Annotated in this window: 5 protein-coding genes; all 5 read left to right on the plus strand. The window is 38.1% G+C overall.

Annotated elements, in window-relative coordinates; all coding sequences use genetic code 11:
* The first annotated feature begins 1 nt into the window (after position 1).
* The 5 genes from U6A24_RS08060 to U6A24_RS08080 all read left to right on the plus strand — a co-directional run bounded on the left by U6A24_RS08060 (position 2) and on the right by U6A24_RS08080 (position 13,794).
* Positions 2-1,741, plus strand: a complete 1,740-nt coding sequence (locus U6A24_RS08060; protein WP_324179433.1) for a contractile injection system tape measure protein — start codon at positions 2-4, stop codon at positions 1,739-1,741.
* A gap of 267 nt (positions 1,742-2,008) precedes the next feature.
* Positions 2,009-6,838: an eCIS core domain-containing protein gene (locus U6A24_RS08065; protein WP_324179434.1), complete on the plus strand. Its 4,830-nt coding sequence runs from the start codon at positions 2,009-2,011 to the stop codon at positions 6,836-6,838.
* Between the two features lie 25 nt (positions 6,839-6,863).
* Entirely contained in the window at positions 6,864-11,792 is a 4,929-nt protein-coding gene (locus tag U6A24_RS08070) for an eCIS core domain-containing protein (RefSeq protein ID WP_324179435.1), read from the plus strand.
* A 10-nt stretch (positions 11,793-11,802) separates the two neighbouring features.
* Positions 11,803-12,348: a hypothetical protein gene (locus tag U6A24_RS08075; protein ID WP_324179436.1), complete on the plus strand. Its 546-nt coding sequence runs from the start codon at positions 11,803-11,805 to the stop codon at positions 12,346-12,348.
* Between the two features lie 30 nt (positions 12,349-12,378).
* Positions 12,379-13,794 (plus strand): vanadium-dependent haloperoxidase, encoded by a 1,416-nt coding sequence (locus U6A24_RS08080; RefSeq protein WP_324179437.1) that lies wholly within the window; start codon positions 12,379-12,381, stop codon positions 13,792-13,794.
* Positions 13,795-13,876 lie beyond the last annotated feature (82 nt).

The raw sequence follows: 13,876 nt of genomic DNA on the forward strand, positions 1-13,876 counted from the left end.
TATGGCCAATAAGCATCTTATAGGTAAAAAGGTCTTGCAAATTGAAATCGATTCTGCAAAAGATGCCTATGCCATTCAGCAAAGGATGAGTGAATTGGTGTGGAAAAGCTTAGCACCGGCAATTAGTGACCTTTTTGATAGGCTAATTCCAGAAGATCTGGTAGTACGAATGGATACTATAGAAATAGATATTGGCGCTATACAACTTGAAGACGATTATCTAGAGGAAGTTGTAATTCAAAAAATAATAGATCTTTTAGAAGAAACAATAAACGAACGATTAAGAACCGTAATTAGACCAAAGAGTCCTTTGAAATATAAAGGAAAAGGAGACGATCAAAAAAGATCAAAGACCAATAAAAATTTGTTTGAGAAAGGAAATAGGTCCCATTCCGAAGGTAATTATTTCAAAAGTACAGGTAAAGATACAATAAGGAAATATAAACAAGGAAGAGATGATAGCAAAAGATCTATTCAAAATAAACATCAATCTTTAAGAAGACATTATTTTGAAATTTGGTTGTATTGGCTAGAGAAAGGTACATTGCCAAACTATACAAGTGAACCTAGTCATGAATGGATTACTTTAGTATTAGAAACACTGGGGTTAGACCTGGATGCAGTAATCATGTTGGAACATACCTTAAGAAAAACTCCTATAGCATTACAAAGGTTAGTAGTACAGCATACCACCAAAGAGTTAAAGTCAATTGTCGAATTATATACTGGATTTTCACAAGACAAATTAGTCACATTATTTTCAGAAATAAAAACATTTCTCGAGGAACCGATCATCAAAACAAAAAGGATAAATGCAAGAGCTATTGAAATTTCTATGTGGCGCAAAATCTTCACAAGCGTAATATTAGATCATAAGAAGCTGGATAGTTTCTCGTTGGCTGGAGATGTTCTCGTACAGCTTTCTGTTGAGTTATTGATTAACAAAGCCGAAATCGGAAAAATATTAAAATCTGATATAGAAATAAAACGTTACTCTTTTCTACAAGAAGTTCTTCAAAAAGAAGCACAATCAGGTCCTGATGTTCAAGAGCATAAAATTTTAGATAAGGATAAAAAGAATATTCAAAAAGAAGACCGATCAGAAGGGGAGAATAAAACAGAAGAAGAGAAAACAGATGCTCAACAAGAAAATGAACAGATAAATCTGGAAAACTCTCATGAAATCGAAAGTGAGAAGATAAGAGATGAGGAGTTATTAGCGGCAAAGGAATCTCTCGAATCTCCGCAATTTTTTAATAATGCTGGGATGGTATTATTACACCCGTTTTTAAGCACTGTTTTCAATAAGTTTGAATTGTTGAAGGAAAACGATTTTGTTGATTTTAAGGCTAGAAGTAAAGCGGTAACAGTATTACATTTTTTGGCTACTGGTGACGAAAATCCACGAGAGTATGAAATGGTACTACCAAAGTTTCTTTGCGAAATGCCAGTAAATATGCCAATGGATCATACTGTTATTTTGAGCCAGAAAGAAAAAGAAGAAGCCAATAATTTACTTTCTGCAGTAATAGAACATTGGGGTGCCTTAGGAAAAGTATCTCCGGATAGTTTGCGAGAAGGATTTTTGATGCGACAGGGTAAATTGGAGCAAGAAGCAACAGGTTGGAAACTTTACGTAGAGCAAAAGACAATGGATATCTTATTAGATCGATTACCGTGGAACTTGAGTATAATAAAATTACCTTGGATGAAGGAACTCTTAAAAGTAGAATGGAGATAAAAAATATTAAATGATCTGAGAACAGCTGAAGCACATAAAAGCAGTAATTCTATACACCTAATTCAGGCCAAACACGAACCCTTTTTTAATAAACAAAGAGGGCAAGGTTTTTTTGGTCAATCAAAGAGTGTAGATCATTCTTTTTTTAGCTCTCCGTATTCAATACAGAATAAAAATTACGCATCGAGTAGTGGATTTATAATAGGGCAACCTAATAATAAATATGAAAAAGAAGCAGATAATGTAGCAGATAAGGTTGTATACAGTTTGAACGAAAATTCTACAAAAACTAAGTCATCATCTTCCGTAGAAAACAGTGGTCATTCTGTTCAAACAAAATGTACTTCATGTGAAGAAGAAGAAAAACTTCAAAAGAAAGATCAGGAAGAAGTATCCAAATCCCTTTCTAATCTAGAAAAAGAGCCTCTTATTACAGATCATGTAAGTGCTGGTGCAAGTGATATTCAAACAAAATGCTCAACTTGTCAGGAAGAAGATCAACAAAAAAGCAATGGTGAGGATGAGATAGAAACATCGGGTGAAGATGTACATGTACAGCAAAAAATTTCTGAAGGAGATACAATACAACTTAATAGAGAAACATTTTTGAGTAATTGTAGCAATGACCAACAAACTATGATCAGTAATCATTTGGATCATGCAAGAACTTGGGTAAATGGAGCAATGGAAAAAATGGAGCTATTGCTGGCCAGTCGAATGTCTAGACAAGGTATAATAAGAATTGCTCGTGCGTATACACAAAATTTCGGTACGTCAACTAGGGATCTTATTTCAAACTTGCAAACCATTTATAATAACTTAAATATTATTAATAGTGGCCTAAGAAGAAATATTGAATACGGATGTATTGATTGTAATGATACTACATATGCCAGGACATCAAGGCCATTACCCATGGCTCGGGATTTTCCTGCATTAAGAGTAAATGGAGTTAATATTTGTGATACGTGGTTTCGATGCAACTACTTTTCTAGGGTTACAACTCTAATCCATGAGGTTGTTCATACAGATCTGAATTTCAGGGGAGATATGTATGAGACTAATGAGAATTATGGTGCTTTCAATTGGAGTTTCTCTAGACAGAACCCAGATTCGTATGCCGTCTTTATTAGAATGTTATATCATCTTAATAGTGATGCCATGGGACCCGGTATGAGGTGTGAAGAAGAGGGGGCGACTCAACAAAACCAAGACCCTGTACAACCTAAATTAAGTATTGGTCAACCTAATGACAAGTACGAAGTAGAAGCAGATTCCGTAGCAGATAGGGTTGTACAAAATTTGGATAACCCTTCTTCAGGTAATATTTTTTCTACTAGTACTGGTAGCGTTCAGACAAAATTTAATACCAGTGAGGAACAAGAAAAAGAGCAAAAAAATAATGAAGAAAATACATCAGATGTAGCTGCCGAACCGCAACAAAAACTGCTTGGTAGTCCAGAACAACCTATTGTAAACATACAGACAAAATCTGAAGTAGCCCCATCTATTCAAACAGCACCATCAACACAAAGTAAGGAAGAACTTGTAGAGGAAGAAGATAAGATAACAGAAACAGAGGAAGAACTACAAAAGAAATTAAGCGCCACGGCAAATCCCGAACCTCCCGAAGATGAAAGTGTCTTACAGGCCAAGTCTGATAATGTCCACAATGGAGTATCCTCAGATTTACAAAACGGTCTTAATTCGTCAAAAGGGAAAGGAAGTTCATTAACAAATGATGTAAGTAACTCAATGGGATCTGCTATGGGAACCGATTTTAGTAATATTAGAGTGCATACAGATGACCACGCCATACAAATGAATAAAGAATTAGGCGCGCAGGCTTTTACTCATGGAAATGATATCTATTTCAATCAAGGAAAGTATGATACTAATTCAACATCTGGGAAACATCTGTTGGCACATGAGCTTACTCATACAATACAACAAGGAGCGGCTGTTAGAAAGAAAGAAGATAAATCAGGTTCAGATAACGTTCCAGATATTCAAAGAGCACTTCCTGCCTTGGCAGCACCGGTGGTAGTTTGGGGAGGTCGGTACCTTGCAGGCAAACTTGTGCGTTGGGGTATTAAAAAAGCATTCGAAGAAGAAAAAGATATGGTCAATTACGGGGCTTTGATCATGAAGAAGCTACTGGAAATACCTATTGATCTACAAGGAAAAACAAAATTTGCACCCCTACCACACGTAGCCAACCACATACAGTCTATTAGTCTAATGGTAGATTGGTATAACAATAACAAAGATATTGCCAAAACATTTGGTGTTAAGTTTAAAGGTGTCATTAACAATGGACCAAAATTGAATATTAAATTTGGCGATATGGGATCAAGAAATGGAGTTCCAATACGTTGGCACGAAAGTACTCAGACCTATGAAATGAAACCTCATTTCTTTGAGATCAATCACGCTGCTTTTGATACTAAAAAGAAAAAAGATACTACATATTTGGGTATTGGAATAGATAAATCAGATAGTAGTATCTACGGAGGAATTGCACTTTTACCTAAGTCGTTGTTACCAATGGCAGCCAACAAAGTTTCTATGAAATTCCTTATGGATGAAGAAAGACTCACAAAACTTGTTTTTGGTAATGACTACAATAAAGATACATTCACCAGGGTGAGCTATGAAAATAAAATAGACAAAGGGAGATTGACCTTTATCGTTAGCGGGTATTATGATGTGGGTGGAGGTCAAACAATGGTAGGAGCCTTTGTAATCTACAATAGTGACCATGCCTGGAAAGGAAATCTACTTCTTGATGTAAAAAGCTTGAAAAAGAAAGAATTACCAGTAGAAAGAGATTCTTTTTCTAGTTTGACGAGCGTGATAGAAGATATGGAGCTCGATAAAACATGGAATTTTAATAACATAACAGCATCCTTAAAAGCGTCCTATTATAATGGAGTGTTAGAAATTAGAGGTAAGGCAAAATATCTACCCAAAAAAGAAGATAATAGTAGAATTAAAAGTGCTGAAGCCACCCTATTAGTCACAAACAAAGAAAAAGCTTGGGCACAGGTACAACAACAATTACCCGAAAAAGAAAAAGGTGAGCCATTACATCTTCCATCATTAGATAAGTCCACTGGTGAATTAGCGATGGTAGGATGGGGTTCCGTAGAATTAAGTATCGTTAAGGATGACAAAGGTAAAGATTTTATTACAGGAAAAGGAAGTCTGGTAGTAGACCCAGATGGACATCTTACAGTATTTGGAACAGTACGTGTAGAATCTCGCTATACATTGATGGAAGAAAAAGGCATTGACTGGGAACCAATTTCACCAAAATTAGTTAAAGAGTTTGGACCATTCTTTGTTAGAATACCAGGGATTCCTGCAGGCTTAAATTTTACAGGAAAAGGAGGGCTTTATTATAAGTATATGTTTGGACCCCTTACATTATACGATATAAAAATAGCAGGTATATACTCAACAAATCCAGATATAAATAAAGAACTTTCGGTATCTGCTCGTTTAAATTTATCTGCATCGCTAGATGGTAAAGTAGGTGTCACAGGTAGAATGGCAGCCAGAGTAGGTACTAGTTTCCCATATCTTGGAGTCGATGTAAGTGCCGTAGAAATGAATGTAGATGGGACAGCTTCCCTACAAGGATATTCAGATTTTGAATTAACTTTAGGTACACGAGAACAAACAATTACTGACGGTAAAGTTCCCAGACATTTTGTTAAAGGAAAATTATTAGTCGCAGGAGAATTATCACTAGGATTAGAAGGGAAAATTCATTTCGAAGTGCTCTATGGTAATCTTGCAGACAAAACTATCAAAGGAAATTGGCCAATAGCCAATACTGGTGTTGCCATAGATTTTGATTACAATATTGGAGATGAAATCTCTATGGAAAAATTAAAGGAAATTATTAACATCAAGAAAACGAAGTTCGAACGCAAAAACTTTGTACGAGGGGTATTAAAAAACAAAATGCCGAAAGAGAAAAAATCACCGCTAAAAGGTGGCTTTTATGATGAAAAAGGTAAAAAGATAAGTAAGATTGGTGATAAACCTTTACCACCAGAAGAGCCAATAACGCCAGTAAAAATTAAAGATGACTTTAATATGGAAGGAGAATGGCATTATCTTGAAGTCGAAATAGGAGCTCCGGGTCAGGATGTAATACTTAAAATGGCAACAACCCCTCAGTTACTACTAGAGAAAATTGACGATCATAAAGAAGAAATAGGTAATGCATTAAAAACAACAACCGATAAACAAGAAGAGAAACGATTAAAACAAATGCTAAAAGACGTGAAAGAATTACGCAAAAATGCTTTTGAATTAATACAACGCCTTATACGATTAGGAATAGATCCTAATGAGAGCAATGACAAAGGTGATCTTCCTGGTTTCGAGGATTTAGCAGATCAAATTGCAACTTATGGCCGCAAATACGAGCTTAGTGATTTAAGTGATCCGTTGGCACCTCCTGCACAGCCTTCAGAAGGTTTGGGAGACGGTAGTTTTGATTATCCAATACCCATACGATGGACCAAAAGAAGTTGGCACAATCCAATTACCTTAAGACCAAAGAGAACTGCCTGGACAAAAAAAGGTGAAAAAGCGCCACCAGATGAAGCTATTACGGCAAATATGGATGAGAAAACAGAAATAGAAATAGCTCCTACTCAATATATGGGTAATAGATATAGGTCGTACCCGGGACAAAGAGATACAGAACGAGAAGTCGATGGGGAAAAGATAAAAGTGATTAAGATAGGAGTTGATAGTAACTTTGAACCAGACGAAGGCAAAAAACTTCACAGGGTTAGTTCTAGAGGTCGAAGAAGAGGTATGGAGGGAAGGTTTAGAACACTACTAAAAAATTATCAATATGATTGGAGTGATATGAGTCCCGATCATGTTCAAGATTTAGGATGGGAAGGGCCGGATAGTGTAGAAAACTTATGGCCCCTCTATCGCGATATGAATGCAAACATTGCAAATTATATCTACCACCAACAAGTAGAATACGTTGAAGAAGGAGAAATAAGGCGCGATAGCCCCATGTATATGACAGGCAAATGGTTTATTATCGATTCTATTGGGTAATTATAAAAAACAATGAAAAGTACTATTGAAAAAATCTGATTCAAATACCAAAACATCTGGAAATACTATAGTCCAAAAAAAACAAGAACCGTTCTTTAATAAAGAAGGGCAAAATAGTTTTTTCTCAAAATCAGAAGCCTCCGAGTCATTTTTCAACCCTAATTCGGTTCAGACTAAACTTACTGTTGGTCAACCTAATGATAAATATGAAAAGGAAGCCGATGCTACAGCAGATAGCGTAGTAGATCAATTAAACAATTCTGGTACATCATCAAGCAATTCAGAAACCAAAAACTCTTCAAATGTATCAAATTCTGGAACAGCCATTCAAACCAAACCTTCTATCGTTGACGATCAGGAAAAATTACAGAAAAAAGATGAAGAGATAACAGAGGATCCTCAAGGGTTACAGCGCAAACCTATTTTTGAAAGTAATACAGAGCCAGAATCAGAGTTACAAGCCAAAGTATTACCCGATGTACAGAAAAAAGGAGAAGACGATTCGGGAAGTGCAGATTTACAAAGTCGTTTGGACAACAGTAAAGGTGGAGGTAGTCCATTACCGTCAGATACCCAAGAAAGTATGGGATCTGCCATGGGGGCAGATTTTAGCAATGTAAGAGTGCATAATGATAGTGATGCTGCAGAAATGAGTAATGATCTTGGTGCTCAGGCATTTACTCATGGTAGTGATATTTATTTTAACGAAGGAAAATACAACACCGATACAACTGCGGGGAATCATTTATTAGCACACGAATTGACGCATACGATGCAGCAAGGTGCATCAAAACCTGCTGTTCAAAAAGTTGAAGAAACCCCAGCTGCCAATACAGAAGAAGTGGCTCCAACCAGACCGACAACTCCTTTGGATATTACCCATAGACTTGAATTAACCAATGAATGGGCATCTTACTTGGATTATGAGTATAATAACAGGCGTAGAGGGCAACGAACTTTTGACCTGGAAGTGAAAATTGGCGAGCGTTATCGAGGAACAATTAAGGTTAATAAAAAAAGATCAACAGCCGAAGGTGAAACTGCAAAATATGAATTAGCCGAAGGAAACCACAAATACCTGAATGTTTCGGGATGGAATTTCCTGGATCCGATGCGTGAAGCGGGTGTAGAACCCATTTTGGTACTCAATAGATTTGGTGATGATCAAACCACCACAGGATTTTTGAGTGTGAAAATGGGAGGAAATCCAATCACAGGAGATGTGCAAGGATTCATTAGAGGACTCAATAGTAAGCTTGAACAAATGCAATTTTTGGGAATTGATCCTATAAATGTTGATGGCCTGGAAAATAAGTTTGAAAACGGTCGCCTCGTCTTTCAGGTAAGTGCATTAAGTACTGTTGTTGATGGATATCTGGAAGCAGGCGGTGGAATGGGTATCACGGGAGAGACGTTTACCTTTAATCTTAATGCAAATGTGAGTATCGCCGGACTGGCAGAAGGAGAGTTTACTGTAGCCAGAGGAGAAGATGGAAAACTTAGCGGTCGTGGAGAAATACGTGGTGATATCGCAAATGTACAGGTAACTGTTATTGCCGAATATATTGAAGGAGTTGTAACCATACAAGGTACAGGTAGAATAGAATCTGAAAAATTCTCTGGAGAGATCACTTTCCTCGTTACCGATGCAGCAAGATCAAGACAAATGATGAACGCGGCACTAGGTGTCGAAGCAATGGATGCTCAAGCAGACGCACCACCGGCTCAACAACAAGAAACGCCAAAAACAAAGAATAACCAGGTGCTTGCAGGTTGGGGAGAAGTAAAAGCAACGATAACTCCTTGGCTAGAGGGTACCGCAAAAGTAGGAATCGATAACCAGGGTCATGTAACTATTGTAGGAGAGATTGTTGTTCCCGATGAGATCGAACTCATGGAACAACGTGGTAAGAAAGTTCAGATTTTTGATGTTGAGATCAGAGCCGGATACGGAATCCCACTAGTAGGACAAGTATTTCTGTTTGCGGGTATAGGAATGTTTGTGAATGCAGGATTTGGGCCACTGGTACTTAAAAATGTAGGCTTTACAGGAACCTATTCTACAGATCCAACCGTATTACAACAGTTTAGTATTACAGGTACCCTAGGCATTAATGCCTTTGCGGTGTTAGGTTTAGAAGCAGAGGCTGGTGTAGGAGTTACACTATTAGGTCATGATGTTAAGGCTGGCGTTAATGTTACTGCTGCAGCAGGATTGAGGGCATATGCCGAGGCGACACCAACCTTTGAATACAGTGAAAGTGCTTCGCCAGAAGGAGGAAAAGTAGGAGAATCCAGGTTAAAAGGACATTTTGAGGCTGCAGCTCAACTATTTTTACAACTCTCGGGTGCATTGTTCTATGAATTGGATAGTCCGTGGTGGTCACCAGCACCCGACGGTAGAGAAGAGTACCCATTGGGAGAAGTACAATACCCAATTGGGGACAGTATGGGAATAGGAGCCGATGTAGACTGGCTAGTAGGATCAAGTGATGCACCAGAGTTAACATTCTCACCCGTAGAATTTGATCCAGATAAGTTTACGGCAGATGTCATGGCAGATCCACCCCCAAGACGTATGGGAGATGCAGATGCCAATCCCGATGGTCAATGGCAGGATGGACAAGAAGGAAACCAAAATCAAAATCCTGAAGTTACAGGAGATGGAGAAGGATTACCGCCAAGTGGCCGCAGAGAAGAAAACTTGCGTAACCTACCAGATGAACAAAAATACATGCGGGCACTGGATGAAATGTCAAGACTTGAAAACGCAGATCCTAAACCCACAGAAGGGGTGGTAGAAGCCAAAGCCAGACGTGTAAAATCCAAGTATGGGCTGGATCAAATACAATTGCGCGATAAACAAGACGATAACGTATCAATATTTGTAAAACATGCCAGAGAAGATAACGGAAGGCATTTGTTACGGGTACCATTAATGAGTGAAGCCGAGCGTGCTCAATTATTGGCAGATGCCATAAGAGACCTTCGCTCAAGGGAGGCAAATGCCGCCGGTGAAGATGGAACCATCGAAGAATCTGCAGCACAATCTATGTTGCAAGCATGGCACAGGGCGCATCCCGTAGTAGAAGGTGCCAGAGTCATCGATGGTGGTGAAACATGGGATTACTCGATTGATATAGGAGATCGTGATAATACTGAAAGAGGAAAACGTAAAAAACAAGATGCCGATGCCGATTTACAAGCCGGCGATGGAGAAATTGGTAAGGTAGCAAGGTTTGATGCCGATGGTGAAAATCATAGAATTTGGATAAGAGTATCTGGAAATCAAATTGATGCCATGATCGCCAGTTCACCAATGATGATATCTGAAAGGCTTAATGATTGGAGATCGCGATTAGAGACATTAGACAATGCTAGAAAGAGAGTTGCAACTGGCTTTTTAGACTCGGCTGCATATTTATATGAGAAATTGCAAAATGAAGCAATTAAAGCTAATGAAGAGTTGTCACAAGCTACTGCAGATCCTACAGCAGAAAGCACTTCTGAAGCTGTAGAAGCAGATAATGCCGTAGAAGCAACTCAAGATAGAATGATTTCAATATTTAAAAACCTGTTTACTATATTTGGAGATACAGATAATGAAGATTCTATGTATCTCGGATTTGATAGGGATATAGTAGCAAAAACTCACTTAAAAGCTTCAACAATGCTACTTCAAGAAGCCAAACCAATTTTTGAAGCCAATAAAGCATTAAGAGAAACAAATAAAAATCAAGGGTTTACATCGTGGTCTGGATTGGTTAATAAGTTGAAAAATGACGCTCCAAGAACTAAACAAGTTGTAGAGAAGCCTATCACTAATTCTGAAGAATATGGTACTTATGTTAAAGGTCAGGTAGAAAGAGCGGCTAATAAAGTGATGGATTCTTCATTAAGCGCTACAGAGAAACAGCAGATGATCGATCAAAAGATTACTGAAATTGAAGGAGGTCAAGCCAGAAATGCTTTTGCAAGTCTTAGAGATCAGGTATTTGAAAGAGAGAAAGAGCCGATTTCTAATCAACGTCTAGAATCTGTATTTAAGGGAGAAGAGGGAGAGCATGATCAGTACAAAATTCTAGAATCTACAGTAGATTATGATGGTACTACCGATGGTAAATTGGTGGTTAATTACCATTATACAGTACAGATAGGGGATCAACCGCCAGAGAAGAAAGAATTTACGGTTACCATACAACAGAATCAGCTGGCAAGTGGGGCACGGGTTACGAATCATACTATCGATGGAAGAAATTTGGCAGTCAAAGAACCTGGTACAAGAGGTAGAACTGTTTCTGCTAGTAATGCCGATAGTAGAGAGGCAATACAAAATGCAGCAACAGGAAGCAGTGCCAATCGTGAAAACGTGTTAAACGTTCCAGATCCAGAGAATCGAGATCAAGTTATGGAGGAGATGAGAGATCAATTTAAAGATCAGGTAGACGATACAACAATTAAATTTAATGCCTCGCATTTGATCGCAGATTGGTTCCAGGGATCAGGGTATTCTCAGGCACTCAACCTAATAACTACTTCAGAGCATTATAACAAACAAATAATGTTTGGAGCCGAATCTGAAATAAAGAGGCTGGTAGCTAATGAAGAAACTAAGTATGTTACAATCCTTAAAAAAGCAAAATACATTACCTTTGATATCAATGTTGCAGCCGAATGGATGGCTATTTCAGATAGCACTGTAGCAGATACAATCGCAGCAAGAACGGCAGAAATCTCTGGGGAGACGCCCGATCAAAAAAGAGAACGATTACAACAACTGCACAATGCACTTGCCAGGGATAGAGATCCTAAATTTTGTAATTCAATTGTATACAACGTTGGCAAAATACACCTAAAAGATAAAGACGGGAATCTTGTTGAGAGTAAGGATGTGGATATTGAAGTAGAAATAGGTCAGGATACACACTTAAAAGAAATATTAAAAAAACAATAGCTTTAAAACAATGAAAGAAGTACAAGAGTTAATAGATAACTTTTCTCAGGATGAGGCCCTAGCATACGACGCTAAAAAAAAACCAGATTATGAATTTGCAAATCAAGCTTTAAGAAATATGCATCAGCACACAATTAGTGCATTAGCAGGCCAAATGGGGTTGATTTATAAAACAAAGAATGAAAGTGATGAGTATTATGAAAAAAAGAAAAATAAACCAGCCTACAACCCAAGGCATTTATTTAAAATAAGTCATTATAATCATCAGAAATATGGTGAGGTATGGATTGCATATGTTTCTACTGTTAATCCCGATCCCGACATAAAACTTTTGAGTCACGCATTTTTTATTGTTAAGGAAGATGGTGATTTAAAAATAGCACGTATATACATATATTCTAACCAAAGGGGAATGAGCACAACTTATGACTGGGAAGGGTTAAATGGATATCAAGATTTAACATTTGAGTCATTAGGAGAATTAATAGAAGTGAACAGAATATTAGAACCTTTGGATTATCAAGATTCACTAAAACTTTATTTAGAAGAAAAATAATTATAGAACACACATAAAATCTTAAAACCAATGGCAACAGATAATAACTATACCCCAACAGAAGTTCAGATATGGAATAGATTAACCTGCGATGCCATACACTATGTAGGGATGTCACCAACGGTGGCGGCAAGGGCATTGGCAATGGTACATACGGCAATGTATGATGCATGGACCAACTATAATGACGATGGCGATGAGGTAAGCACCACCACAGGAAAGCGTTTACAACGCCCTGGACATGAGTGCAAACCTCGAAATAGAGAAACCGCCTATAGTCATGCAGCATATACGGTATTGCAAGAGCTGTTTTGGCTCGACCTACCTGCAGAGAAGAAAAATATATTTCGGGATTTTATGCAGCAATGCAATTTTGATCCCGATGATAAAAACCTGGAACCCGATAATCCCGCTGGTCTCGGTAATCTTTGTGGTAAACTTATTATTGATTGTCGATCCGGGGACCGCGCCAATCAATATGCTACACTAGAGGATGGCAGGTATTCAGATTTTGCCAATTATTGTCCTATAAATCCTCCGGTACCACAACCGCTTAAACACGAAGACAGGTGGCAACCACAATTGGTAGATCATAAACCCCAAACATTCTTAACGGCGCATTGGGGATTGGTAAAACCTTTTGCGTTAACGTGGCCCGGTCAGTTTAGACCACCTGCTCCTGCTCCTTGTAACGAAAAAGCATACAAGATACAGGCAGATATGGTAATTCAGTACAGTGCATGCTTAACCGACGAACAAAAGTTGATTGCCGAGTTTTGGGCAGGAATGCATGAAGATAAGTTTGCAGATTCTCCAAAAGATGGCGATCCTAATCGCACCGCTACACCACCAGAACAATGTTGTAGACAGGCACGATACCTTTCTAGAATGTATGGGCACAAAAACTCGTTTGATATCAAAATGTTTTTTGCTCTTGGTAACGCCTTGCTTGATGCGGGTATTGCAGCCTGGGATTGTAAAGTATATTATGATTATGTGCGACCCATATCTGCAATTCAGGATTTGTATCGTGGTAAAAGTATTGAAGCTTGGGGAGGTCCTTGCGAAGGGACCAAAACCATAGAAGGCGAAAATTGGATACCATACATTCCAACCCCTCCTTTTGCAGAATATGTATCAGGGCATAGCACATTTAGTGCCGCTGCAGAGGAAGTGCTGTCTAGCTTTTGTGGTAGTGGAAAATATGGAGAATCAGTAACGATCCCCAAAGGTGGATCTAAAATAGAACCCAATTGTACCCCTTGCGAGGACACGACTCTCGACTGGAAAACTTTAAAAAGTGCTTCAGATGAAGCCGGGATTTCAAGGTTGTTTGGTGGAATCCATTTTAAAGATGGAGATATGGAAGGACGTAAACTAGGCAATAAAGTGGGATGCGAAGTTTGGGAAAGAGTGTGCCAATACTTTAATGCAGAATTAGGATAAGAAATAAAAGATGTTTTTCCAATCAAGTTTGTGTATATTTATAAGAATACCAGCTTGATACTATTTATATAGCATATAATAC

It is taken from the genome of Aquimarina gracilis, assembly GCF_035285365.1.
Taxonomy (GTDB): Bacteria; Bacteroidota; Bacteroidia; order Flavobacteriales; family Flavobacteriaceae; genus Aquimarina; species Aquimarina gracilis.

Coding starts and splice junctions, on each gene's coding strand:
- U6A24_RS08060 (WP_324179433.1), top strand. CDS start 2: ATGGCCAATAAGCATCTTATAGGTAAAAAGGTCTTGCAAATTGAAATC.
- U6A24_RS08075 (WP_324179436.1), top strand. CDS start 11,803: ATGAAAGAAGTACAAGAGTTAATAGATAACTTTTCTCAGGATGAGGCC.
- U6A24_RS08080 (WP_324179437.1), top strand. CDS start 12,379: ATGGCAACAGATAATAACTATACCCCAACAGAAGTTCAGATATGGAAT.